Genomic DNA, 26,023 nt, shown 5'->3' on the forward strand with positions numbered 1-26,023 from the left:
AATATTTTAGGAGGAGATATTATCAAAAAAACTGTTTTTTTATTAATACTATTGTTAATTATTTGTACAAGTGTTTACTTTGCAGTGAAAGATAAAGTTTTCCAAGATTCATCAAATTCGCATCCAAATAAAAATACAAATCATCAAACGGAAACTAATCATTCGAGTCAACTTTCAACGGAAGAAATTTTAAATAATATAATTTCAAGCGCTAAACAAGGAGAAATTCCAAACCAAAAAAATATAGAAGTAGGGAAGACTTTTTTAAAAGATATAACGGAGCAGTTTGGGGAATCTACCCAAAAAGATCAGGTTGCTAATGGTACGTACTTAACTTATCAAAAACAGGGATTTGCAGTAGGATATGATCATCAAAACCGAATTTATGAAGTAAGATCATATGATTCTAACTTACAACAAATTCACTATGACGATATTATGAAACAATTAAAAAAGCCAAGTAAGATTAAATATTATAAAGATCAACAAGTTGATCAAATTATTTTAGTTTATGAACTGCCAAATCGCATTGAACTGAAGTTTATCTTACCAAGACCAACTAGTGAAAATAATAATCCAATATTGCATCATACGTCAGTATCTATTATTGACCAGCTTATTCCTAGCACGGGCACTAAAATAGATCAGCTTTTGAATGCGATGACACTTCAAGAGAAAATAGGTCAAATGATTATCTCAGGTTTTTACGGACCGAATTACTCAATTAGTTTGAAAGAACTAGTTGAGCAATATCATATTGGTGGATTTATTTTTTACAATGAAAATCTAACGAATAACAATCAAACGCTTAAACTTGTAAATTCAATAAAGGCTGCTAATCGAAATAATCATTTACCAATCTTATTCGGAGTTGACCAAGAAGGTGGAAGGGTATCACGTTTACCAGGAAATCTTGGTCAGATACCGTCAAACGAAATAATTGGAAAGAAAAATAATGGACAATTCTCATTTGAAATTGGTCAAATACTAGGGGAGCAGCTACAAGCTTTTGGTTTAAATATGGACTTTGCACCTGTTTTAGATGTAAATAGTAATCCTAAAAATCCGGTCATTGGTGATCGTTCATTTAGTAATAATCCAGTAACTGTAAGTAAGTTAGGAATACAAACAATGAAAGGGATTCAATCAGAGAAAGTCATTCCGGTTGTAAAGCATTTTCCAGGACATGGTGATACTTCGGTTGATTCCCATTTAGAATTACCTGTTGTAAACAAATCGTATACAGATTTAAAATCGTTAGAATTAATACCGTTTAAGGACGCTATCAATCAAAACGCAGATGCTGTTATGATTGCACATATTTTATTACCAAAAATCGATCATAAATACCCTGCTTCAATGTCTAAAATGGTCATTACTTCAATGTTAAGGAATGATTTAAAATATGATGGAGTGGTTATGACGGATGATATGACGATGGATGCAATTGGAAAAAATTATAATTTGGAAAAAGCAGCGGTTACTTCCATTTTAGCTGGAAGTGATATCATTATGGTTGCTCATGATCCTAACAAAGTAAAAGCTGTTTATAAAGAAATCGAAACAGCCGTGAAAAACAAAACAATTTCAGAAGAACGTATAAACGAGAGTGTAAAAAGAATCATTTTACTAAAACAAAAATATAAACTAGTTAATAATCAAGTAAAGCCGATGGATCTTCAAAAGCTCGTTGAAAAAACAAATAAGTTATTAAATAAGTAGAAAAATTAGCAAAAAAAGGAAATTACCACCTTTTGTCGAATAAATAGTCTGAAAGGTGGTGTTCTTTCTGGCTAGTAAGATTTCAGATGCAGGATTAATGCTATTGGCTATTTTTAAAGAACTTCAAGAAAAAGAGCCAGACTTTGAAAAAGGGCTTCATAATGAAGTAGGAGTAGCTATTGATGATGTCGAACCTGCATTAATTGAATTAGAAATGCAAGGATTTATAAACGGTTTAACTTGGATTAAGAGTGATGTAGATCAAAAAGAAATTGCTTCATTATTTAATATTTCAATAACACCTACAGGATTAGCTAGAGTAATAGAATTATTAAGATAATATGTATACATATAAAATGACTACCTCAAATGTTTAAGACATTTGAGGTTTTTTGAAAGAAAAAAGGAGGATATAAAAATGAAAATTAAAAAAGTAAACCCCGAAACTGTTGCTGCACCTGTTGGCCAATATAGTCATGTCACAATTGTCCCAAGACATGCAGAACTAGTTGTTTTATCAGGTCAAGTAGGAAACGACAAAAACGGAGTATTTCCAAATGATATCGAAAGTCAATTTGTCAATGCACTTGAGAATATAAAAAACATCCTTGAGAGTGAGAAAGTCGAGCTTAATAATCTTTTTAAACTAAACTTTTGGCTAACGGAGAAAATCGATCGTCAATTCTTTCTAGACTGTTGGAGCCAATTTCATTCTGGAAACCCACCTGCAACGACTTATGCTTATGTATCAGCATTAGCAAATCCAGACATTAAAATAGAAGTAGAAGCATGGGCAGCAAGATAATCAACTTAGTTCGTTACGAACCATCAATCGCTATTGATACAGGAACCAAGGATGGTAGTGATCGGTATAACATAGCGACCTTTGGGAAACTTAAGTGGAGGTAATTCGGTTCGAAAGCGAGATGAAAAATTGAAATGGATGAATTCGAGTCTCAATTAAATCCTAGTATAAGAAAAAATATAACAAAAACACTAACTCAACTTAATTTAAAAATCGAAGGCATGATTGGAAGAATTGAAAATAAAGGATGCGGCATATTAACTGAATTTGAAAATATCCATCGCGTCTTTAATAATTTACAAATGGATGCAGCCTCATATTATTTAAATTCATATCTATCTCCGTATACTGATATATTTGATGAATTGACAATCACAGTTCAACACTTATCCGAACGAAAACATGGTGGATTAATTGTTGTAAAAAGAGACGACTCACTTGAAGAATTGATGAGTTCAGGGATCCACGTCGGTGCAAAACTATCACCTGCATTACTAGAATCAATTTTTTATCCAGGTAGCCCGTTACATGACGGAGCAGTACTGGTTGAAAATAACATGATCATTTCAGCAGGTAATGTACTTCCACTTTCTAAAATTACATACGATAATAAAAAACTTGGAACAAGGCACCGAGCAGCAGTTGGAATTTCAGAACAAAGCGATGCACTTGCTCTAGTTGTATCAGAAGAAACAGGAAATATATCTTTCGCTTATAAAGGCAGCTTATATCCTGTTAAATATGGAGCACCTATTAATTAAAACTGAAACGATCATTTTGATCGTTTTTTTGTTTTTATAATAATTTTACTTTTTTCAGATTTTATGGATTGTATTGTTTTTGAAATCATATTATGATTATACTTAATTATTCCGATACGAAAGGTTGGTTTTTGGTATGTCCAATCCAAAAATAAATACAATTCCATTACCTTTAGTTCGTACAAATCAATGGACGATCTTTATTTCTGTTATATTAACTTGGATCACTGGTCAGTACTGGCTACTACTTATTCCTTTAATAAGTGGACTTAGTGGATTACTTTTTGATTTCCATCCAATCATAAAATTTGCTAAACGGTTTTTAAAAAAGAAACCATCGAGCTATCCGCAAGAGGATAAAGGACAACAAAATTTTAATCAATCTATTGCAGTAACCTGCTTATCTCTAGAATTTATTGGTGCATTAGTTGGTTGGAACGTATTATTTTATGTGTTTTCAATTATGGTCGCATTAGCATCGTTTATCGCAATCAATGGATTTTGCATTGGATGTTATATTCATTTTCAATGGAACCAATATAAATACCGAAAAAGCTTAAGGTAAATTAAATAAAAATCAGAGTCTTCTCATTAAAAGAGAGGGCTTTTTTTATGATATGAAAACATATTTCGGTATAATAGAAATAGTATTTGAAATTATGGTGTTCTCCAAGTTTTTTAAAGAAATTTAATCGAAAAAAAATAGAAATTGATTAACTTTAAAATTAAACGAAATAGATAAACTTATTGCTCCAGGAAGGAAGAATAAAAATAATGATTAAATGGAAAGAAGACATTGTTATTAATACAAATATCGAAAAAGTATGGAGTCTATTTTTAGATAAAAATATTAAGAAAATAATGCCAAAAGTTGAAGAGCATAATTTAATCGATAAAAACGAAAACGAAGCAGGTGCAAAGCATCAGCAAAGTTATAGAGAAGGAAAACGTGTAGAATCTTATATTGTTGAAACTTTAGCATACAAAGATACTGAATCATATAAAAAAAAGCAAATCCATTTTGTTTTAGCAAATGCATTTGAAACGAATCTGACATTTACATTAGAAAAAATAGATGATAAACATACAAAATTTATTTATGAAGGCACGAATGCTGGAGTAAATTTTATCGGACGTGCAATGTTAAAGCTAGCTAATCCAAAGGGGAATAATTTAAAAGCAGTACATGAATTTTTACAAAGAGTTGAACAAGAAGCTTTAAAGGAGCAGGATTAATAGGAGCTTCTATACAAAAAAAAAGGAGAGCATCTTATACCCTCCTTTTTTTTTATTTATTTGATACTTTACTTAATAATTCATATGAATATAAACGCGCCGCATGATCGAAAACAGAACCATTTACCATAATCTCATCAGCTTTTGTTATATTTAAAACTGTTTGTAGCTTTTCAGTAACGGTTTCGATTGTACCAATAGCCGATAGTTTCATTTGATTTTCAAGTGTTTCTTTTTCATATGGACTCCAAATTTCATCCATATCGTCAACTGGTGGTTTTAAAAGAGCTGGTTTACCACCTCGAACTAAGTTTAAAAATGATTGTTGCTGTGTTGTGAAAAGTCTTTTTGCTTCTTGGTCCGTGTCAGCAACGACAACATTTAAGCCAATCATTGCATATGGTTCATCTAAAGTTTTAGATGGTTTAAAGTTATTGTGATACAACTGCATTGCTTGGACTGTATAGTCTGGGGCGAAATGTGCTGCAAATGCAAATGGTAAACCTAATTCAGCAGCTAACTGAGCACTAAAGCCACTTGATCCTAGTAGCCAAATTGGTATATTTAAACCTTCACCAGGTACAGCTTGAACCGTTGAACTGCCTAATCCACCTGGCGGATTAAAGTAATTACGTAATTCTTCTAATTGAGCAGGGAAGTCTTCATGGCTGCGTAAATCCCTACGTAACGCTCTCGTTGTTGACATATCACTACCAGGGGCACGACCTAATCCGAGATCAACACGACCTGGATGTAGTGATTCTAATGTACCAAATTGTTCTGCTATGACTAAAGGAGCGTGATTTGGTAACATGATTCCTCCAGAACCAACTCGAATAGTTGATGTTCCACTTGCAATATGTCCAATTACAACTGAAGTAGCTGAACTTGCAACTGCTGGCATATTATGATGTTCGGCAAACCAGTAACGGTGATATCCCCATTTTTCAGCATGCTGTGCTAAATCAAGACTATTTTTAAAGGCATCAGCAGGAGTACTTCCTTCAACAACTGGTGCTAAGTCTAATACAGATAAAGGTATTTCACTTAAATTCTTAGAAACTTTATCTTGGAAACGATTATTCATCATAAATTTTTCCTCCTAAAAAACATTTTACAATATATGGAAATAACGAGACGTTCTCATTTAATAAACTGTGTTTTAATTATATACAGTATGCTAAGATTATAGAAAATATAAAGACATAATACAAGTTTTTGAACTTGGAAATATTTATACAGGAAAACTTCATATGGTAACAAGAAGTACTTTTGGTAAAAAGAAAAAAATTTGTAAATAAATGTATAGAATAAATTTTTAGAATCATACTATCTTTAATCTGATAAACAACATCAGAGCATCCAAAAGACAAAGGAGTCGACAACATGGCAAACAGAAGATCTTCAAATCAATATGCTTCACCTAATGCAACTTCAGCAATTGAGCAAATGAAGTTCGAAATAGCTTCTGAATTTGGAGTGCACTTAGGACCAGACACAACTTCACGCGCTAACGGTTCAGTTGGTGGGGAAATTACGAAGCGTCTAGTTCAAATGGCAGAACAAAGCCTAGGCGGATATGCTCGTTAAATAAAAAATGAGGATGGAAAGCAAACTTTCTATCCTTTTTTTTATTGTCTAAAAACAACTATATCCATCCAGTAAATCGTTATCTACTCATATTTAAACAAGACTAAAAACTACTATATACTTGCAAGGGATACAAAAACGGGAGATAATAATATCACTGGATGGTGATAAATTATGTCAAGTTGTAAAAATTCCGTTACACCTAAGTGGTTCGGATTTGCTATTCAGGCATTAGTTTTACTAGCAACAACAGAAGGGGTTACACCAAGTAAAGCAATCGCAAAACATATTAGATCAGGTGTTTCATTTATGAGAAGAATCATGGCTCCCCTCGTAAAAGAAAAAATAGTAGAAGCAAGAGAAGGACGAGATGGCGGCTATTTATTAGCTAAGTCAGCTGAGGAAATTACCTTAAAACAAGTCTACATTGCACTACAAATGACAGAACCTCTATCAACCGCACTAATTGAATCCACATCTGACTGTACTAGTGGACGTGTAATGAACAACGTATTTTCAGACTTTGCAATTGAAGCAGAAGAACACTTACTTGGCTTTTTATGTAACTATACTTTGGCGGATTTTGTAAGACGTGCCAGTCATAAAACGATCGAATCACTTTGAAAATATCGTACATTTGGATGTACGATATTTTTATTTTGTTGGGGATGGTGGGCTGTAAGAAGATGAGCACAAATAAAATTTGGATTCGTAATTAAATTAGTCATATCCCAATTAAATTTTAAGAATCACAAATAAAAATAACGAAATCGCTAATAAAACATAAAAGAGTATAAATTACGTGAAAAAATATCAAATTTTGGTATCGATTGAAGTGATTTTGTTCAGATTCATGATCGATTGGACTTTTTTAATGAATTAATGTGAGGTGTTCTATTTGAAACAAAATGATTATTTTCAAAATTTATTAAAAAGGCTTTGTAAAGCAAATAATATCTCTCCAAGTACCAAAATTTTAGCTTTGGGTACTTAGTTAATTAAAATTTAAAAAATGCACTTGAAATGAGAACAGTTATCGCATATACTGTACTTAAATCAAAGGTACTTACAAAAAGTAACCAACTAACTTCAACCACACTATTTTTTTAAGTATTACTGTTTCCGAACTAAGAACAGTAAAAATTCAGTAAAAAAACTCTAAAATTAACTGTACTTAATATAAGTTCAGTAAAAAAACAAAAAAAGGGGAGAGGTTTTGAATGAAATGGTTTACGCGAATTATTCAAGGGATTTTAATTATTGCATTTCTAATGTCCGGATTTGTGAAATTAAGTGGCAATACTCAAATGTTACATGATTTTAAAGAGGTTTATGGGTTTTCAAAAGGTATGATGTATACGATTGGTTCATTTGAGGTGTTAGGTGCAATTGGTTTATTAGTTGGTTATTGGAAGTTGATATTAGGTAAGCTTGCTTCAGTCGGATTGGCAATTATTATGGTAGGAGCAGTATTTACTCATTTACATGCGGGTCAAGGCATGAGTGTTGCAATGGCTCCATTCATTCTGTTAGTGTTAACATTAATTGTACTATTTTCTAGAGGAGGTAAATTAAAATGAATTTTCATCAAAAGCCAAAAGTTTATGCTCCATCACTTGAATTAAAAGTTGCAAATTTAGAGCGTTCATTAGCCTTTTATCAAGAGGTTATTGGTTTAAAAGTTTTGGAACATTCAACTACAAATGCTAGTTTAACAGCAGATGGGGTAAATGTTTTAATTAAATTAGAGCAGCCAAACAATGTTACACCTAGAAATGAGCAAAATACAGGATTATATCATTTTGCGTTATTAGTACCTACTCGAAAAGATTTAGGTATCGTGCTTAAGCATCTGATTGAAACTAGAAATCCGCTTCAAGGTGGTTCGGATCATTTAGTCAGTGAAGCAATCTATTTAGCGGATCCAGATATGAATGGTATTGAAATTTATGCAGATCGTCCATCAGAAAATTGGGAATGGCATAATGAGTATGTCGTTATGGATAGTAAACGATTAGATGTAGAGGGGCTTTTGGCACTTGCTGAGAATGAAGCTTTTACTGGACTACCAAAAGGAACAATTATGGGGCATATCCATTTACAAGTTTCTGATTTAAAAAGCACAGAGAAGTTTTATTGTGAAGGGCTTGGATTTGATGTTGTAACGAAATATGGAAGCCAGGCATTATTTATTTCAACTGGACGTTATCATCATCACATCGGTTTAAATACTTGGCATAGTGCAGGAGGAGTTACACCTTCTGATAGCAGTGCAGGATTAAAGAACTTTACATTGCTATATCCAAGTGAAGAAGAAAAATCGGTGGTAGTAAATCGTTTAAAGAATATGGGAGCTTTTGTTTTTGTAGAAAATGGAGTTACATTTACTAAGGACCCTTCAGGCATAACAATCCAACTATTAGTTGGTTAATGAATTTAAATTATAATGAGAGACATTTTCAACTACTAAGTTGTGAATGTCTCTTTTTTTCGTTTCTCATTTTTTAGTTGCATTCTATCATATTTTTTAAATAAAAATAATATATTTGAACAACATGTACATTTACTAACTATGGGAGACGGGAAGAAAAAGGGAGAGTGAAAAAGTGTTACATATTGTGGTTTGTATAAAACAAGTGCCAGATACGAAGATCATTAAGATGAATCCTAAAACGAATACGATGGATCGTGCTAGTGCTCCAGCAATATTAAATCCGTATGATGCTCATGCTGTAGAGGAAGCTGTTCGAATTAAGAATAAATATGGTGGAACAGTGTCAGTTATTACAATGGGACCACCACCTGCTGTAAAAGCTATAAGAAAATGTATTGAAATCGGTGCAGATGAAGGGTATATGATTTCAGACCGTGCATTTGCTGGGGCAGATACTTTAGCGACAAGTTATGCTTTGACAAAGGCGATTGAGAAAATAGGACAAATTCAAGCGATTGATTTAATCATTTGTGGAAAGATGACAATTGACGGTGATACTGGACAAGTTGGACCTGGGATTGCACGTCGTTTAGATATACCACCGTTAACATCAGTTAAGAAGGTTCAAGAAATTAATAAAGATGAAGGGTATGCAATTGTTCATCGAAAAATAGAAGATGGCCATGAAGTGATTAAAACGAGTTTACCTTGTTTATTTGCAGTTGAGAAGGAAATAAATGAAGTTCCATATTCATCACTCACAAATATGATAAAAGCTGCAAGGTATAACCCGACCATTTGGGCCGTGAAGGATTTAGAAGATATTGATATTAAACAATTAGGTTTAAAAGGTTCACCAACAATTGTATCGAAAGTATGGGCTCCACCAAAGGCTAAAGGTGGAACGGTTTTTGAAGGAACTTCATTAGAAAAAGTAAATGAACTGATGAAGATTTTAAATGAGAAGAAAGAGTTATTTGAAGTGAAAGGAGGGGTATAAATGGATTTCTCAGAGTACAAAGGTATTTGGGTGTTTATTGAAGAAAACGATAAAGTCATAGCACCCGTTTCAATTGAATTACTTGGAGCTGGTAAAGAATTAGCAGAAAAACGTGGTTGCGAATTAGCAGGATTATTAATTGGTGAAAATGTGAAATCATTAGCCTCTACGTTATTTGAATACGGTGCTGACATCGTTTATGTATATGATGATCCAATTTTTAAGGATTATCGTACGGAATCTTATATGAAAGCAGTTCTTGAATGTTGTAATAAATATAAGCCCGAAATCTTATTATATGGTGCAACTTCCAAAGGGAAGGATTTAGCAAGTGCAGTTGCAACTGACTTACCTACAGGTTTAACAGCCGATACAACTGTATTAGATGTTGAAGAAGATACAGGACTATTATTAGCAAGTCGACCTGCATTTGGTGGAAATATAATGGCAACTATTCTTTGTAAGAAATATAGACCTCAAATGGCTACTGTTCGTCCAAAGGTAATGAAAGCGCTCGCTCCTATTCCTGGTGCTGAAGGAGTTGTGATCGAAGAGGAAATTGATTTAAAAGAAGAAGATATTCGTACAAAAGTATTAGAGATTGTACGTGCAACAACTAAGAAGGTTCGCATTGATGAAGCGGATATTATCGTAGCGGGTGGCAAAGGATTAGGTAGTAAAGACGGATTTCAGTTGATTCATATGTTTGCTGAATCGATTGGAGCGGCTGTTGGAGCAAGTCGTGATGTAGTTGAAGCTGGCTGGGTCGAACATCATCATCAAGTAGGTCAGACTGGCGTAACGGTTACACCAAAAATTTATTTTGCAATTGGGATATCTGGTGCAATACAACATATTGTTGGGATGCAAAATTCAGGTCTCATTATTGCGATAAATAAAGATCCGAATGCGGCAATTTTTCAATCTTGTCATTACGGCATCGTAGGAGACGCATTTGAAATTGTACCAATGCTGATTAACCAATTCCAAGAAAGTTTTTCTTTAAAGGAGGAAAATCACGATCATGCCGGAAAAATTTGATGTAATTGTCGTTGGAGCAGGCCCAGCAGGAATTTCATGTGCATACGAGCTCGCAAAAAATGGTGTTAATGTTGTCCTTATTGAAAGAGGAGAGTATCCTGGTTCGAAAAATGTTATGGGTGGCGTATTGTATCGTAAAATGATGGAGGACGTTATACCTGAATTTTGGAAGGATGCACCAATTGAGCGTGTGATTGTAGAGCAACGAGTTATGATGCTTGATAAACAATCCGCTACAACCTTTGGATATAAAGGTCTTGAATTTGCTGAAGAACCTTATAATAATTTTACTGTTCTTCGCTCAAAGTTTGATCAATGGTTTGCTCAAAAAGCAGTAGAGCAAGGTGCATTATTAATCAATGAAACGGTTGTTCTCGAGTGTATTGTTGAAAACGATATGGTAGTTGGGGTAAGAACAGATCGACCAGATGGAGATTTATATGCCGATGTTGTAGTGCTGGCTGATGGCGTAAATTCACTTTTAGGAAAATCTTTAGGTTTCCATAAAGAATGGAGACCAGATGAAGTCGCTTTGGCTACAATGGAAATTTTAAAGCTGGATAGTAAAATAATTCAAGATCGATTTGGTCTTGAAGGTAACCAAGGGGTAGCAATCGAGCTATTTGGAGATGCGACAAAAGGCATAGTTGGCACAGGATTTTTATATACAAATAAAGATTCTCTTAGTATTGGGGTCGGTACATTATTATCAGGAATGATTGAAAACAAATTAAAACCTTATGATTTACTTGAATACGTTAAGAATCATCCGATGATTAGACCGTATATTCAAGGAAGCGAACCGCAAGAATACCTTGCGCATTTAATTCCTGAAGGTGGGTACAAATCGATTCCTAAATTAGTAGGAAACGGAGTATTGGTAATTGGTGATGCAGCACAGTTAGTAAATGCAATTCATCGTGAAGGCTCAAATATGGCAATGACATCTGGAAGATTAGCAGCAGAGACCATTATCGAAGCAAAAGCAATTGATAACTACTCTGATGTTGCTTTAAAACCGTACGCTGATAAATTGCTAAATAGCTTCGTAGGACAGGATTTGAAAAAATATAAAGATGCAACACATCATTTTGAAAAATTCCCTCAATATTTCGAGCAATATATTCCACTATTAAATAAATCTGCCAGCCAAATGTTTACAGTAGATGGTAAATCTAAATGGGAAAAACAAAAGAATATTATGAGTAACATAGGAGGAGCAAAGGCTAAGCTTAAGCTTGCGAAAGATGTATACAAAGCATGGAAGGTGATGAAATAAATGAGTGAGACAAAAAAAGAAAGTACAATCGAAGAAAAGCAGTATCTCGTTCGTTTTAATGCCGATACAAAATCGCACTTAACTGTACTAGATTCCGATATTTGTATGACAAAATGCCCCGATAAGATCTGTACGATATTTTGTCCAGCAGAAGTTTATAAATGGGAAAATATTCGAATGCATGTTGGATACGAGGGATGTCATGAATGTGGAAGCTGTAGAATAGGCTGTCCTCATCAAAATATTAAATGGGAATATCCGAAAGGTGGGCACGGAATTATATTTAGATTGGGGTGATTGGAATGTTCTCGATAGGCAACTATGTTATGTTTAGCTTAGATGGTGCTGTGGGAACGGTTATGGAAACTAAAGATAATCATTGCTTAGTAGCTTGGGAGGATCGTGTTTGTAGTTGGGCAAGTTTCGATCTACTAAGGAAGATTAGTTGCACAGAATTAATTCAACTCTTCACTCCAAAATAATTTATCTTTTTTAAATAGATCGATATAAGAATAAAAAAACGTATAAAATATGGGGGCTATATGGGAGGTTTTAGTTACCTCTCATATAGCCCCCAATTACATTTAATAACTGATTTAGCCTCAAAGTAAGACAGCTTCTACTATAATAAAAAAATTTTCAGAAACAATTAAAAACACTGAAGAATTATATCACATTAACTCGTATACCATAAAAACAATTCTATATGTTCCGTTTTCTATTTTCGTTTTTTGGGGTTCTAAAATAGCACCGGTACTGAATATATTCCTTCTACAAAAAATAGCCCACTAATATGATCTTTTCTTCAATACATTCATACAGTTCGTCCACTCTAACATTTAATAGGAAGATTTAGTTAAATTTTCATTAAGGGTTGTCCACTTTAATTAAAAAGTTCCCTAAATTGTACACAAGTTTTTAAATTAGAATACATTATTATATAAATCTAGGGGACAATAAAGGTAGTAATAAATGTTGATGTGCCTGCAATTCCAAACTGTATACTTTTAAATATTAATGTTATTAATAGGTATAGTCTCTAACAACTATATCTTTTTTATTTTGAGGTTTAAGGGAAACGTCGAAACGGACATTAAGGTTAAAAGAATTAAAATTTACCAAAACTATACAATTCGAACCTAATAAGTAAAGAAAAGCAAAGCTATAATTAATTTCATTCAATAAAATACGAATAATATCATTGACTAAATAATAGATTGAATTTATATTTGATTTTAAATATTCAAACAATTAGGGGTGTTTAGATGGGAAATGCATTAGTGTTTCAGTCAGATTTTGGATTACTAGATGGAGCAGTTAGCGCTATGTATGGTGTTTCTTGTAGTGTAAATCAAGATATAAGGATTTACGACTTGACCCATGATATACCTCAATACAATATTTGGGAAGCTTCTTACCGACTTGTACAAACAATGAATTACTGGCCAGTTGGAACAGTATTTGTTTCAGTTGTAGACCCAGGTGTAGGCTCAGATCGTAGAAGTATAGTGGCTCGAACAAATACAAATCACTTCATTATAACACCTGATAACGGAACATTAACACATGTTGGCAAAATATATGGAATCAACCAATTAAGAGTCATTGACGAAGAAATTAATAGACTACCAAATTCAAGCGAATCTTATACTTTCCATGGGAGAGATATATTTGCTTTTACAGGTGCAAGATTAGCTTCTGGTGTAATCGACTTCGAAAATATAGGTCCAGAAGTAGATTCAAATTCTTACATAAAATTACCAATTAAAGAATGCCATAGTGAAAACAATTCGATAACCGGAACAATAGATATACTTGATGTTCGTTATGGTAGTATTTGGACGAATATTGGTCGAACAGATTTTCTTAAACAAGGCGTTTCTCATGGGGACTTTGTTGAAGTACTAATTACACATCAAGGAAGAAAAGTATACAAACAAGCCGTAAAATATGGAAAATCATTTGCTGATGTAGCAATTGGAGAACCAATCCTATATGCAAACAGTCTAGATCAAATGGCAGTTGCTGTAAATCAAGGCTCGTTTACCGATGAATACGGAATTGATACAGGTATAGAATGGGAAATAACACTTAAAAGTAAGTAGGGAAAGCTTGAGAGTTTCAAATAATTTGGGGTTAGTAGAAAAAGACATAGTTTTCCTTATTCCCAAATTTTAGTAATTAATCAATAAAATTTTAACTTAGAAGTTTACTTATATTTAAGTAGGCTTCTTTTTTTGCAGTGAATTTTAATCGGAAAATTGGAGCTTTCGAATTAGAATTTATAATTTTACGTGAAATATTTCACGTAAAATTCATTTTTGACTCTATTAAATTTCTTATATTTAGGGGATTTGTAAAATTAAAGGTAAAAATTTAGTGAACGTTTTCACAAATTATTCACAGACAATTGAATTTTACTTTACTATAATTGGCAGTAACTTCTAGATAGATGTTTAGTTCTTTGAAAGCATCTTTTTTGAAGAATTTTTTTAAGGGGTTTTGATTAAATGAAGGTTAAAAAAATTGTAGCAATTGGCGTAGTAAGTTTTTCAACACTTGTTGGTGCGGCAAACACATCTTTTGCAGCTGTTACGTCTCAAGCAAATTCAAAAGCAGGTATTAATTTTACAGAAGGTTCAGGTCCAGTAACACCAGTAGATCCAACCGACCCAGCAACTCCATTAGAGCCAATTGGTCCTACTGATCCAACAGATCCTCCTACAGGTGAGACAGGTCCGTTAACTTTGGACTTTGTTTCTTCAGTTCAATTTGGTTCGAAAGAAGTTTCAACTAGTGATCAAGTTTATTCTTCTACATCTAAAAAGCCTTTTATCCAAGTTTCTGATCGCAGAGGTACTGGTGCAGGGTGGAAAGTGACAGCAAAAGCTAGTAAGTTTACAAACGGTGCAAGTGAATCACTACCTGGAGCGGTACTTACATTTAAAAATGGATCAGTAGTAACACCAGGTAGTGGAACTGGTCCAACGCCTGCTCAAACGATTACATTAAATACAGATGGATTAACTGAATCATCAGTTGTAACTGCAGAACCTGGTACGGGACTTGGTACTTGGTTAACAAGATGGTTAGGCCCAAATCCTGATGTTAATGATGGTGCAGTAAATAATAATGTTACCTTGCAAATTCCTGGTGGCTCAGCAACAATAGGTAATCATGAAGCAATTGTTACTTGGACATTAGTCGATGCTCCAGGTGTATAACCTGAATCTACATAAAAAGTTTAATCAAGATTTATTAGCCTGATAGGTACTTTCTATCAGGCTTTTTATATTTTTCCAATTAAAAATTCTGTATAATTTAAACTGTCGTTAAGGACATCTTAGAAACTAAAGGTGGAGATTTTATTGGAATCATATTCTAAATTAGCAAGTAGATCAAGTAGGTTATTAGCAATATTGGTTGATGGATTTATAATTTTTCTTTTTATTTTTGCCATTTCTATTATTACTGGAATGACAAAGTTTTCAACATTTTTTAATCCTACTAGAGGGTCTTCTCTACTATCCATTATTAGTGTTATTATATTTTATATTTTGATCCCTACATTTGTTTGGAAAGGGCAAACATTAGGAAAGCGTTGGTTAAAAATTGCAATTGTTAAGAACAATGATCAAGAAGTAAATTTAAAGACGATGATTATAAGAGAAATTTTTTTCCTTTTAGGATACATCAAAATACCATATTTTTCATTAGTTGTAGGTTTTGTTGCATTTGTTGATCCGTTTTTCATTTTTTCTGCAGACCGAAGAACATTACATGATTTAATTGCAAAAACAAAAGTAATTGATGTTTAAAATAAAAAGAAAGCTCACTGAGCTTTCTTTTTATTTTAAAATTTTCATCTGGCGTATATGGGCACGTGTTTCTTCAGTACCTAATTCATAAATCATTGCATAGGCTTGTTTTAAAAAATAGTCATAACCATCGTTGTTTTCTTGGCTCCAATTCGTGATTGGAATGATGAAAGCAGTTTGAATACCTGCTGCTTCATCATAACTGTCAATCTGATGGAAAATTCTTTCGAGTCTATGTTTTTCATCGATCGTAGCATCGATTTCTAACTCATATGGTGCGTCCCCTTGATTTGGAACAATTGTTTTTGCTTGAACGGATACATAATATCTCCTTTTTTCCATATAGATCTCCCTTTTACGTATTTTTGGTTATCATTTTTATTATCCTCACCGACCAGTGCTTTATTCAAAATTAATAATCAGCTCGAATAGAACTTTAAAAGGAATTTCATAAATAATATTGAAATATAAATTTGATATTAAGATAATTTATGTATAGATAAGGGGGGGAATTATGAAGGGACTATATCGAGAATTTTTTCTTCATTTCGATATTATTGTGATGGGGGTACTTTTTTTAGTTGGAATTATTTATTGTATAGGATTTCATTTATCGTGGATTACTGTCTTAATTTTCATTATAGGATTAATCTTTTTTATGTTTAGTGAATATATAACTCATCGTTTCGTTTTCCACATAAAGGCACCAAAAAATAAACTATTTCTTAAATTTATGAAAAGAATTCATTATGATCACCATACGTATCCTGATGATTTAAAATTGTTATTTTTACCGATATGGTATAGCATTCCGAATTTAGGATCACTTTGTATCATTTATTTTTTGATATCGAAAGATCTAATACAAACGATCGCATTTGGTTCAGGTTTAGTTTTTATGTTACTAGTGTACGAATGGAAGCATTATGTAGCTCACAGACCAATTAAACCAATAACGAAAGTAGGACGACGAATTAAAAAGCTACATATCCTGCATCATTTTAAAAATGAAAACTTTTGGTATGGCGTATCGACGCCTATTTTTGACGGGATTTTTGGTACGTTGAAGGATGAGAAGGAAGTAGTAACAAGTAATACGGCGAAAGCCTTAGAAGAAAGAATGTAAACTGCAAGTAATGAGGTATCTTGGATGAATAATGATTTACTATTATCTTTTTTAATTGGTGGTTGCCTGAGGCATTATTGCCGGTTGTACTTTATATATTATTAAAATGATTAAAGAAAATGCCTAGTGTTTACGCTAGGTATTTTTGTCGGTTTAAGGCTCCATTTTTTTAATGAAACAGCCTATTTTATGAACTTTTATTAATAAATTAATATTTTATAAAAATTGAAAAAAGGGTAAATATTTGATTGTGTTGCCTACTATACTGAGGATAAGGGGGGATGATTGTGTCATTGGATCGAACTCATTTAGAAAATATTTTTAGACAGATAATAGAAGAGAGAAATTCGAATGACTAAACTAAATTACAAAAAAATTATGCTTTTAGGATTTGGATTTTTTGCAATTAGTCTTACATGGTCCGTATATAATGCTTTTATGCCAAAACTTTTAAGCGATTATTTAAAGTCATCTGCTTTAATTGGTTTTATTATGACGTTTGATAATTATTTTGCATTATTTCTACAACCTGCCGTTGGAATGTATAGTGATCGTTTAGACACACGATTTGGTAGAAGAATGCCATTTTTAATGGTCGGAATGCCTCTTGCAGCATTATTTACCTTTTTAATTCCAGTGCATAAAACACTTTTTATGCTAATTTTTTTTATTGTGTTTATGAATTTAAGTATGAGTATTTTCCGTTCTCCTGTTATAGCACTTATGCCCGATTTAACACGAGTTGAACAAAGAAGTAAGGCGAATAGTGTCATTAATTTTATGGGTGGAATTGGTGCTTTAATTGCATTCTTTGTAGGTTCTATTTTGTGGGATCTAAATAAAGGATTTCCTTTTTACTTGGCAGGATTTTTAATGTTATTTAGTTTTTTAATTCTTTTTTTCTTTATTAGAGAAAAAAGAGATGTTTTAATTTATGAGCATGCTGAAGAAAAGGTAAAATTAAGAGAAGGTTTTCGTTCAGCCATTCAGAATAAAAGTGCATTATTTCTATTATTAGCAATTCTAAGTTGGTTTACGGGATTTAATGGGATTGAAACCTTTTTTACACGTTATGGGGAAGTTTATTTAGGGGTAAAAGTTAGTGCAGCGGCGTTTTCATTTGCTTTCATATCATTAGCATTTTTAATCTTTGCAATTCCTGCTGGGTTTATTGGAACAAAAATTGGTAAGAAACGCAGTATATTAATTGGAATATTTGGAATTATGATTGGGTTTATTGTTTTATTTTTCTTAAAGGACTTATTATTCATTCGAATAGTCTTTTTGATTATGGGATGTTTTTGGGCATTAGTAAACATTAATTCATATCCTTTCTTAGCTGAGATGGCACCGCTGGGATTTATTGGAACTTACACAGGCTTATATTATTTATTTTCATCGATTTCCAATATTGTATCACCACCATTATTAGGTGCAATTATGGATCTAATTGGATTCAAGTTCATGTTCTTGTATGGTTTTTTCTTTATTACAATTTCATTCTTCATGATGCTTAAAGTAAAAGACAATCATAAAACAGTCGAAAAAAATTCAAATGCATCTATATAAATTTGATGCTTTGAATTTTTTTTTGCTGAGTTAGTAAATTTTAAGTACAGGTTTCACATAATTAAAATTAAAAAACAAATAATAATAAATGCTGATATTTCAGTGTCTATTAAAAGGGTATTTTTGAAAAAAACATAAGTTAGGAGCACTACAAAATGACAACTAATATCAATAAATTGATTGATCATACAGTTTTAAAACCTGAAACAACTAAATCTCAAATTGAAAAATTATGTCAAGAAGCAAAAGAACATAATTTTGCTTCGGTTTGTGTGAATCCAACTTGGGTGAGTCATTGTGCAAGTTTGTTAAAGGACTCTGAAGTTTTAGTTTGTACTGTAATTGGGTTTCCTTTAGGTGCGAATACAAAAGAAACGAAAGCGTTTGAAACTAAGAATGCAATTGAAAATGGAGCCGGGGAAGTCGATATGGTGATCAATATCGGAGCTTTAAAAGATAAGGACTATGATACTGTTGAACAAGATATAGCAGCAGTTGTAAATGCAGCAAAAGGTAAAGCATTAGTAAAAGTAATTATTGAAACAAGTCTTTTAACGAATGAAGAAAAAGAAATGGCTTCTAAGCTTTCTGTAAAAGCCGGTGCAGATTTCGTTAAAACATCAACAGGATTTTCAACTGGTGGTGCAACTGTAGAAGATGTAGCATTAATGAGAAAAACAGTTGGACCTGATATTGGCGTTAAAGCATCTGGCGGAGTTCGTGATATAGCAAGTGTAAATGAAATGGTTAAAGCTGGAGCAACTCGAATTGGTACAAGTAATGGAATCACGATTGTCCAAGGAAACGTAGCAACAGAAGGCTATTGATTCCTTTTAATGGCAAAGGGTGTTAAGTTTCAAACTTGACATTTACCTGTTGACCTATCAATAGTTTATGTATTATAATCGTAAAAGACATGTGGAAAAGTGTTCTTTTTTGCAGTGTTTTATTGATTGTAAGTGGTAGCTTGGAGGGAGGGAAAAGTAAGATGTCTAAAACAGTCGTTCGTAAAAACGAATCTTTAGAAGATGCTCTTCGTCGTTTTAAACGTTCAGTTTCTAAAACTGGTACGCTACAAGAAGCAAGAAAACGCGAATTTTATGAAAAGCCAAGTGTAAAACGTAAGAAAAAATCAGAGGCAGCGAGAAAACGTAAATTCTAAGAGAGGGTGTTACTATGAGTCTTCTCGAACGTTTGAATTCAGATATGAAACAAGCGATGAAGGAAAAAAACAAAGACAAGTTAGCAGTTATTCGAATGGTGAAAGCGTCATTACAAAATGAAGTAATTAGCTTAGGGAATAATGTGACATTGTCAGCTGATCAAGAGTTAACAATTTTAACTCGTGAAGTGAAACAACGTAAAGACTCCCTCCTGGAATTCGAAAAAGCTGGTCGTCAAGACCTTGTGGATAAATTAAAGCAAGAGTTACTGATTCTAAAAGAATACTTGCCTCAACAATTATCTGAAGAGGAACTTCTTGAAATTGTACGTGTTACAATTTCAGAAGTCGGTGCTACATCAAAAGCTGACATGGGGAAAGTAATGAGTGCAGTTATGCCTAAAGTAAAAGGACAAGCTGATGGCTCTTCTGTGAATAAAGCTGTAGCAAGTCTGTTAAAATAAACGTCTATTTATAGACGTTTATTTTTTTGTTTTTTAATTGCGTGGTTCTGGATGAATTATGTGATAATGATTGCTTCACTTAAATGTCTTGGTGTAAACTTTATCCTTCAATTGAGCTCCATACAAATCAAATTTGGTTGTAAACTGCTTCAATTAATTAAGATCCGCACTTAACCATTTTGGGTGTGAATTTCTACCCTTAATTGAAATCTGCATAATCCAGTCTGGAGAAAACTACAATCAAAAGTTCGTATGAACAAATAAGTAAGTAAATAAAACATTTCAACCGAGAATAGCTATATGTTCTCGGTTTTTTTGTACTATATGTCAATGGGAAAAAATTTAATATTTTAGTCTATATTTGACTAAATGTGTGATTTAAATCACATATAGAAATAATGTTACTCGGTATGATGAATATAGATGAACAATGCATTTGTTTATCGTCTACTTGTAAAGGAGAGATGAGTAATGACACCGTTCGGAGATTTACATAATGATTTCGGTGGAATAGCATTTGCTTTAGGTTGGTTAATAATTGTCGTACCATTCGCATTTTCATTAATCTTTATTACGAAAGAGATGGCAATAGGTGACGAAGAACGACTACAAGATGAGATTAAGCAAGGGGTTCATGACTATGCTAGATCCTATAAAAAGCCATTCATAACAGAAACAAATGATTCACCACAAATGGATACATCTATGGCTAAAAGGCCGTTACTAATTAAGTTGATAGGTTTGATAATGAGTGGACTCATCACTTATGTTACAGTCAAAGGGATATACGGTGATGGGAATCGTGATATAACTTCAATTGGTCTTGTAGTAATGTGGAGTCTTTTCTTTCTCACACAAGGGGTTCTTTGGTGGGTTACTACTTCACAAGGAAAACAAGATGTTTATCAAGATGTTACAAACCAAAGAAGATTGTAAAAACGTATATAAATTTCAACCGAGAATAGTCAATTGTTCTCGGTTTTTTTGTATCAAAAGTTTATAATAAACGAAAAAAGTTTCTACCCACTCGCTCATTATAAGATTTTGCTACTTGCCAAAAAATACTACTCAACCATACACGAATGATATAGAGCATCTTTGACATAACTGAAAATCAACAACAAAAGGGCTCTTGATAAAGAAATTTGACCCCTTAATCATTTGATTGCCGCACCACATCCAGACGACAGTACCCATAGATCGCATTCCTCAACATAATCTAAAATCAATAACCCCCACTTTTATAAAATCCAAATATTCATCTTTAATTTCCTTTACCTTTTTCTTTTTATATCATACCTTCTCAAAATTCATCATAAATATGATATGAAAGGGGGAGGAGTCTATCTTGAAAAGATTAGCGCATAATTTAAAAACATGGATGTCAAGTAAGATGGACTTACCACCAGATGTATTATTGGAATTACCACGTATTACTATGTTAGGTCAACTACATATTTATATTGAAAACCATAGAGGGTTACTCGTGTATTCGGACAATGAATTGCGTTTGTTAATGAAGCAGGGGCAGTTGTTGATTAAGGGCAAAGATTTTGTTTTGAAGACGATGTTACCTGAGGAGATTTTGTTAGAAGGCGAAATTGAGCATGTGTATTTTATTAATGAATAGCATCTAGAACTTACACCATGATCAGTCTAATGAACATGGGGGATTAGGATGAAAAACCAATGGACTTCAAATCTTACAGGGATGGTTCAAGTAAAAGTGATTGGGCTTGGACCAGAACGTTTTTTAAATGAATGTATGCGTAAGGGTATTCCACTTCGTGATGTGAAGAAAAGTGGAACAAATTCGATTACTTTTACAATTGAGCTGAAAGATTATAAACGGATTAAGAATATTCCTCGGAAAAAAGAATATAAGGTTTATTTTATTGGCAGGAAGGGGCTGCCTTTTGAAGTTAGACGAGCTTGGAAGTATTTTGGATTTGTTGTAGGGGTTGTTGGCTTTTTAGTTGTGTTATTTTTGCTTTCAAATATGGTTTGGAGAATTGATATAAAAGGTGCTTCACCTGAAGTTGAGTATAAACTTCGGAAAGATTTAACTGGGATGGGAGTTAAGACTGGCGCATCTCAATTTACTTTACCTAGAATGCAAACAATCCAGAAAAAGTTACAAGATGAGAATCCAACATTAACCTGGATTGGTGTACAATTAAATGGGACTACCTTTCATTTTGAGGTAGTTGAAAAGCACATACCTAAGCCTGAGAAGGCGTTAAGTCCGCGTCATATTATTGCAAGTGAAGAAGCAGTTATTTCAAGCATGTTTGTTGAAAAGGGGAAACCACTTGTAGTAAAGAATGATTTTGTGAAAAAAGGTCAAATATTAGTATCCGGAATAATCGGGACGGAAGATCATCCTATTTTAGTCCCAGCTGTTGGCAAAATCATGGGAGAAGTTTGGAGAGAGGAAATTATAAGTGTTCCTTTAGATACTCCGTTTACGGTGCTTACAGGAGAGAGAAAAACTAGTTATTATATTGGAACTAAGGAAAATAAAATAAAATTTTGGGGTTTTGATAAGAATAAATATAAGTCTTTTGAAGATGAAAGTAGTTCGTATCAATTTAAATTTTTAAAATGGAAATTGCCGATTTTTTTCAGTAAAAAAACAATTCTGGAAAGTGAAAAATATGTTAGAACATACTCTAAAGTACAGGCTGCTCAACTTGGAAAACAAATTGGTAAGAAGGAATTAATGAAAAAGTTAAGTCCAGATGCCAAGATTTTACAAGAAAAAGTTTTGCACGAGTCAATAGACAATGGTAAAGTTAATTTAAGAATGTATTATAAAGTTTTAGAAGACATCACAAAAACGAAAACTATTGTTCAAGGGGACTGAGTAATGCCAGAACAACTACTAACGATCAATCAACAACTAGAGGATCCAAACGAAGCAATTGCCTTATTTGGTACAAACGATAAGCATCTAGAAATAATTGAAAATTTGCTTGATGTTAAGATTGTGTCACGTGGTCAATCTGTACAAGTTTCAGGTACGAATGAAGATGTGAAAACTGTTGAGCAAATCATTCAAGCTCTTTTAGAGGTTATTCGAAATGGAGTGAGTATTACATCGAGGGATGTTACGTACTCAATTCAGATGGCTAAAGAAGGAAGGCTGTCATCATTTGCAAGGTTGTATGACGAAGAAATTATTAAGAATTCAAAAGGAAAACCAATTCGAGTTAAAACTTTTGGACAAAGACATTATCTTCGTGCAATTCAATCAAATGATTTAGTATTTGGAATTGGTCCTGCTGGTACAGGTAAAACATATCTTGCAGTTGTCATGGCTGTTCAAGCATTAAAAAATAATAAAGTAAGTAAAATTATTTTAACAAGACCTGCTGTGGAAGCTGGAGAAAGTTTAGGATTTTTACCAGGAGATTTAAAGGAAAAGGTCGACCCATATTTAAGACCATTGTATGATGCTCTACACGATGTTTTAGGGCAAGAGCATACAGTGCGTTTAATTGAAAGAGGAACAATTGAAATTGCACCTTTAGCTTATATGAGGGGACGTACTTTAGAAGATGCCTTTGTCATTTTGGATGAGGCTCAAAATACGACTATGGCTCAAATGAAGATGTTTTTGACCCGTTTAGGATTTGGCTCTAAAATGGTTATTACAGGTGACCCTTCACAAATTGATTTACCTAAAGGAGTAAAGTCTGGTTTAATATCAGCTCAAAATACACTTAAAGGTGTTGAGGGTATTGGTATGACGATCTTGGAACAAACTGACGTAGTTCGTCACCCGCTAGTACAAAAGATTATTCAAGCTTATGATTTAGCAAAAGAATGATTCGTAGTGACCCTACATTGATAGGGTCATTTCGTATTTTTATGATGAGGTGCATTTCTAGAAAGGGGAAACAATGAATAGTTTGCAAGCTTTAATTCAGCGTTTTAAGAATCAAACTCTTGTCATATTACTATGTACCATTGCATTCAGCTTATTAAGTTTTCTTCTTTTAGTTAGTCATGTTAGACCGGTAAAATACGACATTCAGCTATTATCAATTGCTGATGATAATATTTATTCACCTATCACGATTGAGGATAAAGGAGCTACTGCTAAAAAGCGACTTGAGGCTGCAGCAAGAGTTGAGGATGTATATAAATATGAGGAAAGTTATACACAAAAACGTATAGATATAGTAAATTCAATTTTTGATATTGTAACAGAAGTGAAAAATGAAAATGCAAAGAGTGATAATCCTACAGGACAAGCATTAATTGATAAAGAAACTAGTGATGTTAAGAAAAAACTACCTGACGATATTCGTAAAAACTTAGAAGATAGTGTATTTAGCACTTTAGTTAAATCGTCAGAAGAACAGTTAAATATTACTAAAGCTTCGTTAAATACAGCTATTAACAATGTAATGTCTGAGGAAATTACTACGAACCAAATCGAAGAATCTCGTGGAAAGCTAAGAAATGAATTATCATATGTAAGCGTTAATCCTTCACTAAAGGATGCGATGATCTCAATTGGTGAATTTGCGATTGTGCCAAACTACTTTTTTGATGCTGAGGAGACAAAAGAGAGAAAACGTCTAGAAAGTGAAAGTGTAGATAGTGTCTATATTTTACAAGGACAAGTCTTAGTAAAAGCCGGAGAAACAATTACAAAGGAAAAATATGATCAATTAAAATTAGTTGGCTTAATAAAAAACAAACAGTCGATCCAACCGTATATTGGATTAATTTTATTAATTGGAGTTTTGGCGTACTTCGTATTGAAGCAAACGGCAACTTTAAAAGAAAAAGGGAATATATACATCGTTACATATTATAGCATTGTAATTTTTACAATCTTAATTTTGAAAATTGTAAGCTTGTTTCAAAAGGTTGAGTTCTCAGGGCTTGTATATGTAGCCCCAGTTGCGATTGGGACTTTATTGATAAAGTTTTTATTAGGTAATCGATATTTAATGGTTTCGTCGATTATTTTCTCTATTTGCGGCAGTTTAATGTTTAATGAAGATGTAAATGGCGCAATTAATTACTCGACTGGAATCTATATTTTATTTAGTTCAATCGCTGTTTTATTTTTAAATGAGGTTAAAAATAAGCGTTCAATGATTCTCCATGCTGGATTTTTAATTTCACTTGTTAATATTGCTACTCTGTTTTCTTTGATCTTAATTCGGAATGGTCAATATTCATCTGTAGAAATTGGGATTTATTTATTAATGGGACTTACTTCAGGAGTTTTATCAAGTGTCATTACGATGGGGATTTTACCTTTTGTAGAAGATTCATTTGGAATGGTGTCCTCGTTTAAACTTGTTGAGTTAGGTAGTCCAAATCATCCTTTATTAAGAAAAATTTTATTAGAGGCTCCGGGTACATACCATCATAGTATAATGGTTGCAAATTTGGCTGAAGGTGCTTGTGAAGCGATTGGTGCAAATGGCTTGTTAGCTAGAGTAGGAGCATATTATCATGATATAGGTAAAACGAATAATCCAGGATTCTTTATAGAAAATCAAATGGGTGGTCATAATCCTCATGATCGTATTAAACCGATTCAAAGTAAAGATATCATTTTAAGGCATGTAAGTGATGGTGTAAAAATACTAAAAAAATATAATTTGCCAAAAGATATTATTGATATTGCAGCAGAGCATCATGGTACAACTTTATTAAAGTATTTTTATTATAAGGAAAAAGAGACAAATCCTGATGTTAAAGAAAGTGATTTTAGATATCCTGGTCCAAAAGCTCATTCAAAGGAATCGGCTATTGTAGGAATTGCTGATAGTGTTGAAGCCGCAGTTCGTTCGTTAAAAGACCCTGATATGGAAAAAATCGAGATATTAGTTTCATCAATTATGAATGATCGTTTGAACGATGGTCAGTTTGCAATGTGTGAATTAAATTTAAAAGAATTACATATTGTTGAGAAATCATTGTGTGAGACTTTAAAAGGAACTTTTCATTCAAGAATACAGTATCCAGATGAAAGATAAGGTGAGAA

The 26,023-nt window shown here is 32.9% G+C and carries 30 protein-coding genes; 28 read left to right on the plus strand and 2 right to left on the minus strand.

Annotated elements, in window-relative coordinates; translation table 11 throughout:
* The first annotated feature begins 84 nt into the window (after positions 1 to 84).
* The 6 genes from nagZ to EP747_RS02515 all read left to right on the plus strand — a co-directional run bounded on the left by nagZ (position 85) and on the right by EP747_RS02515 (position 4,524).
* Positions 85 to 1,722, plus strand: a complete 1,638-nt coding sequence (gene nagZ / locus EP747_RS02490) for a beta-N-acetylhexosaminidase (RefSeq protein ID WP_129688386.1) — start codon at positions 85 to 87, stop codon at positions 1,720 to 1,722.
* 103 nt (positions 1,723 to 1,825) lie between these two features.
* Positions 1,826 to 2,062 (plus strand): hypothetical protein, encoded by a 237-nt coding sequence (locus EP747_RS02495; RefSeq protein WP_129688387.1) that lies wholly within the window; start codon positions 1,826 to 1,828, stop codon positions 2,060 to 2,062.
* 78 nt (positions 2,063 to 2,140) lie between these two features.
* A complete protein-coding gene (locus EP747_RS02500) occupies positions 2,141 to 2,527 on the plus strand; it encodes a RidA family protein (protein ID WP_129688388.1) in 387 nt (128 codons plus the stop codon).
* A gap of 134 nt (positions 2,528 to 2,661) precedes the next feature.
* The gene (cdaS, locus tag EP747_RS02505) at positions 2,662 to 3,288 is read left to right on the plus strand and encodes a sporulation-specific diadenylate cyclase CdaS (protein ID WP_129688389.1); all 627 of its coding nucleotides are present in this window, start codon (positions 2,662 to 2,664) and stop codon (positions 3,286 to 3,288) included.
* Positions 3,289 to 3,424: 136 nt separating this feature from the next.
* Positions 3,425 to 3,853, plus strand: a complete 429-nt coding sequence (locus tag EP747_RS02510) for a DUF4395 domain-containing protein (RefSeq protein WP_129688390.1) — start codon at positions 3,425 to 3,427, stop codon at positions 3,851 to 3,853.
* Between the two features lie 209 nt (positions 3,854 to 4,062).
* Positions 4,063 to 4,524, plus strand: coding sequence for an SRPBCC family protein (locus EP747_RS02515; protein ID WP_129688391.1), 462 nt, complete (start codon positions 4,063 to 4,065; stop codon positions 4,522 to 4,524).
* A 52-nt stretch (positions 4,525 to 4,576) separates the two neighbouring features.
* Here the strand turns inward: EP747_RS02515 and EP747_RS02520 are convergent, their stop codons facing one another.
* The gene (locus EP747_RS02520; protein ID WP_419179237.1) at positions 4,577 to 5,614 is read right to left on the minus strand and encodes an LLM class flavin-dependent oxidoreductase; all 1,038 of its coding nucleotides are present in this window, start codon (positions 5,612 to 5,614) and stop codon (positions 4,577 to 4,579) included.
* Between the two features lie 296 nt (positions 5,615 to 5,910).
* Between EP747_RS02520 and EP747_RS02525 the strand changes: the two genes are divergently transcribed.
* The 12 genes from EP747_RS02525 to EP747_RS02580 all read left to right on the plus strand — a co-directional run bounded on the left by EP747_RS02525 (position 5,911) and on the right by EP747_RS02580 (position 15,686).
* Complete coding sequence (locus EP747_RS02525) at positions 5,911 to 6,114, plus strand: alpha/beta-type small acid-soluble spore protein (protein WP_129688392.1); 204 nt, start codon at positions 5,911 to 5,913, stop codon at positions 6,112 to 6,114.
* 174 nt (positions 6,115 to 6,288) lie between these two features.
* Positions 6,289 to 6,738, plus strand: coding sequence for an RrF2 family transcriptional regulator (locus tag EP747_RS02530; RefSeq protein ID WP_129688393.1), 450 nt, complete (start codon positions 6,289 to 6,291; stop codon positions 6,736 to 6,738).
* Positions 6,739 to 7,334: 596 nt separating this feature from the next.
* On the plus strand, positions 7,335 to 7,694 hold the full coding sequence (locus EP747_RS02535; RefSeq protein WP_129688394.1) for a DoxX family protein: 360 nt from the start codon (positions 7,335 to 7,337) through the stop codon (positions 7,692 to 7,694).
* The gene (locus EP747_RS02540) at positions 7,691 to 8,545 is read left to right on the plus strand and encodes a VOC family protein (RefSeq protein WP_129688395.1); all 855 of its coding nucleotides are present in this window, start codon (positions 7,691 to 7,693) and stop codon (positions 8,543 to 8,545) included. The genes EP747_RS02535 and EP747_RS02540 overlap by 4 nt, the downstream gene beginning before the upstream one ends.
* Before the next feature lie 175 nt (positions 8,546 to 8,720).
* Positions 8,721 to 9,548 carry an electron transfer flavoprotein subunit beta/FixA family protein gene (locus EP747_RS02545; RefSeq protein ID WP_025568183.1) on the plus strand — a complete coding sequence of 276 codons (828 nt, stop codon included), beginning with the start codon at positions 8,721 to 8,723 and terminating at the stop codon, positions 9,546 to 9,548.
* Positions 9,549 to 10,589, plus strand: a complete 1,041-nt coding sequence (locus tag EP747_RS02550) for an electron transfer flavoprotein subunit alpha/FixB family protein (protein WP_129688396.1) — start codon at positions 9,549 to 9,551, stop codon at positions 10,587 to 10,589.
* Entirely contained in the window at positions 10,573 to 11,868 is a 1,296-nt protein-coding gene (locus tag EP747_RS02555) for an FAD-dependent oxidoreductase (RefSeq protein ID WP_025568181.1), read from the plus strand. The genes EP747_RS02550 and EP747_RS02555 overlap by 17 nt, the downstream gene beginning before the upstream one ends.
* The gene (locus EP747_RS02560) at positions 11,869 to 12,165 is read left to right on the plus strand and encodes a ferredoxin family protein (RefSeq protein ID WP_025568180.1); all 297 of its coding nucleotides are present in this window, start codon (positions 11,869 to 11,871) and stop codon (positions 12,163 to 12,165) included.
* A gap of 5 nt (positions 12,166 to 12,170) precedes the next feature.
* Positions 12,171 to 12,350 (plus strand): hypothetical protein, encoded by a 180-nt coding sequence (locus EP747_RS02565; RefSeq protein ID WP_129688397.1) that lies wholly within the window; start codon positions 12,171 to 12,173, stop codon positions 12,348 to 12,350.
* Between the two features lie 783 nt (positions 12,351 to 13,133).
* The gene (locus EP747_RS02570) at positions 13,134 to 13,973 is read left to right on the plus strand and encodes an SAM hydrolase/SAM-dependent halogenase family protein (protein ID WP_129688398.1); all 840 of its coding nucleotides are present in this window, start codon (positions 13,134 to 13,136) and stop codon (positions 13,971 to 13,973) included.
* Between the two features lie 405 nt (positions 13,974 to 14,378).
* Positions 14,379 to 15,092: a WxL domain-containing protein gene (locus tag EP747_RS02575; protein WP_129688399.1), complete on the plus strand. Its 714-nt coding sequence runs from the start codon at positions 14,379 to 14,381 to the stop codon at positions 15,090 to 15,092.
* A 144-nt stretch (positions 15,093 to 15,236) separates the two neighbouring features.
* Positions 15,237 to 15,686: an RDD family protein gene (locus EP747_RS02580; protein WP_165346802.1), complete on the plus strand. Its 450-nt coding sequence runs from the start codon at positions 15,237 to 15,239 to the stop codon at positions 15,684 to 15,686.
* Between the two features lie 30 nt (positions 15,687 to 15,716).
* Here EP747_RS02580 and EP747_RS02585 read toward each other — a convergent pair whose 3' ends face one another.
* Positions 15,717 to 16,028 (minus strand): hypothetical protein, encoded by a 312-nt coding sequence (locus EP747_RS02585; protein WP_098233197.1) that lies wholly within the window; start codon positions 16,026 to 16,028, stop codon positions 15,717 to 15,719.
* A 172-nt stretch (positions 16,029 to 16,200) separates the two neighbouring features.
* Between EP747_RS02585 and EP747_RS02590 the strand changes: the two genes are divergently transcribed.
* The 10 genes from EP747_RS02590 to EP747_RS02635 all read left to right on the plus strand — a co-directional run bounded on the left by EP747_RS02590 (position 16,201) and on the right by EP747_RS02635 (position 26,015).
* A complete protein-coding gene (locus EP747_RS02590; RefSeq protein WP_129688401.1) occupies positions 16,201 to 16,812 on the plus strand; it encodes a sterol desaturase family protein in 612 nt (203 codons plus the stop codon).
* Between the two features lie 351 nt (positions 16,813 to 17,163).
* Complete coding sequence (locus EP747_RS02595; RefSeq protein ID WP_129688402.1) at positions 17,164 to 18,381, plus strand: SLC45 family MFS transporter; 1,218 nt, start codon at positions 17,164 to 17,166, stop codon at positions 18,379 to 18,381.
* 155 nt (positions 18,382 to 18,536) lie between these two features.
* Positions 18,537 to 19,208: a deoxyribose-phosphate aldolase gene (gene deoC / locus EP747_RS02600; protein WP_129688403.1), complete on the plus strand. Its 672-nt coding sequence runs from the start codon at positions 18,537 to 18,539 to the stop codon at positions 19,206 to 19,208.
* 161 nt (positions 19,209 to 19,369) lie between these two features.
* On the plus strand, positions 19,370 to 19,543 hold the full coding sequence (gene rpsU, locus EP747_RS02605) for a 30S ribosomal protein S21 (protein ID WP_003152957.1): 174 nt from the start codon (positions 19,370 to 19,372) through the stop codon (positions 19,541 to 19,543).
* A gap of 14 nt (positions 19,544 to 19,557) precedes the next feature.
* Positions 19,558 to 20,007: a GatB/YqeY domain-containing protein gene (locus EP747_RS02610; RefSeq protein ID WP_069034181.1), complete on the plus strand. Its 450-nt coding sequence runs from the start codon at positions 19,558 to 19,560 to the stop codon at positions 20,005 to 20,007.
* Positions 20,008 to 20,478: 471 nt separating this feature from the next.
* Entirely contained in the window at positions 20,479 to 20,943 is a 465-nt protein-coding gene (locus EP747_RS02615) for a hypothetical protein (protein ID WP_129688404.1), read from the plus strand.
* 445 nt (positions 20,944 to 21,388) lie between these two features.
* Positions 21,389 to 21,637, plus strand: coding sequence for a sporulation protein YqfC (gene yqfC, locus EP747_RS02620; protein WP_088011443.1), 249 nt, complete (start codon positions 21,389 to 21,391; stop codon positions 21,635 to 21,637).
* A 48-nt stretch (positions 21,638 to 21,685) separates the two neighbouring features.
* Positions 21,686 to 22,873 (plus strand): sporulation protein YqfD, encoded by a 1,188-nt coding sequence (gene yqfD, locus EP747_RS02625; protein ID WP_129688405.1) that lies wholly within the window; start codon positions 21,686 to 21,688, stop codon positions 22,871 to 22,873.
* A 3-nt stretch (positions 22,874 to 22,876) separates the two neighbouring features.
* Complete coding sequence (locus tag EP747_RS02630; protein WP_097974242.1) at positions 22,877 to 23,839, plus strand: PhoH family protein; 963 nt, start codon at positions 22,877 to 22,879, stop codon at positions 23,837 to 23,839.
* A 73-nt stretch (positions 23,840 to 23,912) separates the two neighbouring features.
* Positions 23,913 to 26,015: an HD family phosphohydrolase gene (locus tag EP747_RS02635; protein ID WP_129688406.1), complete on the plus strand. Its 2,103-nt coding sequence runs from the start codon at positions 23,913 to 23,915 to the stop codon at positions 26,013 to 26,015.
* The last annotated feature ends 8 nt before the right edge of the window (positions 26,016 to 26,023 follow it).

Source organism: Gottfriedia acidiceleris (assembly GCF_004138285.1).
Lineage (GTDB): Bacteria > Bacillota > Bacilli > Bacillales > Bacillaceae_G > Gottfriedia > Gottfriedia acidiceleris_A.

Excerpts from the sequence above, each read along its gene's own strand:
- EP747_RS02520 (WP_419179237.1), bottom strand. The coding sequence starts at position 5,614 with ATGATGAATAATCGTTTCCAAGATAAAGTTTCTAAGAATTTAAGTGAA.
- EP747_RS02630 (WP_097974242.1), top strand. The coding sequence starts at position 22,877 with ATGCCAGAACAACTACTAACGATCAATCAACAACTAGAGGATCCAAAC.
- EP747_RS02525 (WP_129688392.1), top strand. The coding sequence starts at position 5,911 with ATGGCAAACAGAAGATCTTCAAATCAATATGCTTCACCTAATGCAACT.
- EP747_RS02575 (WP_129688399.1), top strand. The coding sequence starts at position 14,379 with ATGAAGGTTAAAAAAATTGTAGCAATTGGCGTAGTAAGTTTTTCAACA.
- yqfC (WP_088011443.1), top strand. The coding sequence starts at position 21,389 with ATGTCAAGTAAGATGGACTTACCACCAGATGTATTATTGGAATTACCA.
- EP747_RS02585 (WP_098233197.1), bottom strand. The coding sequence starts at position 16,028 with ATGGAAAAAAGGAGATATTATGTATCCGTTCAAGCAAAAACAATTGTT.
- EP747_RS02560 (WP_025568180.1), top strand. The coding sequence starts at position 11,869 with ATGAGTGAGACAAAAAAAGAAAGTACAATCGAAGAAAAGCAGTATCTC.
- EP747_RS02535 (WP_129688394.1), top strand. The coding sequence starts at position 7,335 with ATGAAATGGTTTACGCGAATTATTCAAGGGATTTTAATTATTGCATTT.
- EP747_RS02510 (WP_129688390.1), top strand. The coding sequence starts at position 3,425 with ATGTCCAATCCAAAAATAAATACAATTCCATTACCTTTAGTTCGTACA.
- rpsU (WP_003152957.1), top strand. The coding sequence starts at position 19,370 with ATGTCTAAAACAGTCGTTCGTAAAAACGAATCTTTAGAAGATGCTCTT.
- EP747_RS02550 (WP_129688396.1), top strand. The coding sequence starts at position 9,549 with ATGGATTTCTCAGAGTACAAAGGTATTTGGGTGTTTATTGAAGAAAAC.
- EP747_RS02500 (WP_129688388.1), top strand. The coding sequence starts at position 2,141 with ATGAAAATTAAAAAAGTAAACCCCGAAACTGTTGCTGCACCTGTTGGC.
- cdaS (WP_129688389.1), top strand. The coding sequence starts at position 2,662 with ATGGATGAATTCGAGTCTCAATTAAATCCTAGTATAAGAAAAAATATA.
- EP747_RS02565 (WP_129688397.1), top strand. The coding sequence starts at position 12,171 with ATGTTCTCGATAGGCAACTATGTTATGTTTAGCTTAGATGGTGCTGTG.
- yqfD (WP_129688405.1), top strand. The coding sequence starts at position 21,686 with ATGAAAAACCAATGGACTTCAAATCTTACAGGGATGGTTCAAGTAAAA.
- EP747_RS02515 (WP_129688391.1), top strand. The coding sequence starts at position 4,063 with ATGATTAAATGGAAAGAAGACATTGTTATTAATACAAATATCGAAAAA.
- EP747_RS02635 (WP_129688406.1), top strand. The coding sequence starts at position 23,913 with ATGAATAGTTTGCAAGCTTTAATTCAGCGTTTTAAGAATCAAACTCTT.
- deoC (WP_129688403.1), top strand. The coding sequence starts at position 18,537 with ATGACAACTAATATCAATAAATTGATTGATCATACAGTTTTAAAACCT.
- EP747_RS02615 (WP_129688404.1), top strand. The coding sequence starts at position 20,479 with ATGACACCGTTCGGAGATTTACATAATGATTTCGGTGGAATAGCATTT.
- EP747_RS02595 (WP_129688402.1), top strand. The coding sequence starts at position 17,164 with ATGACTAAACTAAATTACAAAAAAATTATGCTTTTAGGATTTGGATTT.
- EP747_RS02555 (WP_025568181.1), top strand. The coding sequence starts at position 10,573 with ATGCCGGAAAAATTTGATGTAATTGTCGTTGGAGCAGGCCCAGCAGGA.
- EP747_RS02610 (WP_069034181.1), top strand. The coding sequence starts at position 19,558 with ATGAGTCTTCTCGAACGTTTGAATTCAGATATGAAACAAGCGATGAAG.
- EP747_RS02540 (WP_129688395.1), top strand. The coding sequence starts at position 7,691 with ATGAATTTTCATCAAAAGCCAAAAGTTTATGCTCCATCACTTGAATTA.
- EP747_RS02570 (WP_129688398.1), top strand. The coding sequence starts at position 13,134 with ATGGGAAATGCATTAGTGTTTCAGTCAGATTTTGGATTACTAGATGGA.
- EP747_RS02530 (WP_129688393.1), top strand. The coding sequence starts at position 6,289 with ATGTCAAGTTGTAAAAATTCCGTTACACCTAAGTGGTTCGGATTTGCT.
- EP747_RS02590 (WP_129688401.1), top strand. The coding sequence starts at position 16,201 with ATGAAGGGACTATATCGAGAATTTTTTCTTCATTTCGATATTATTGTG.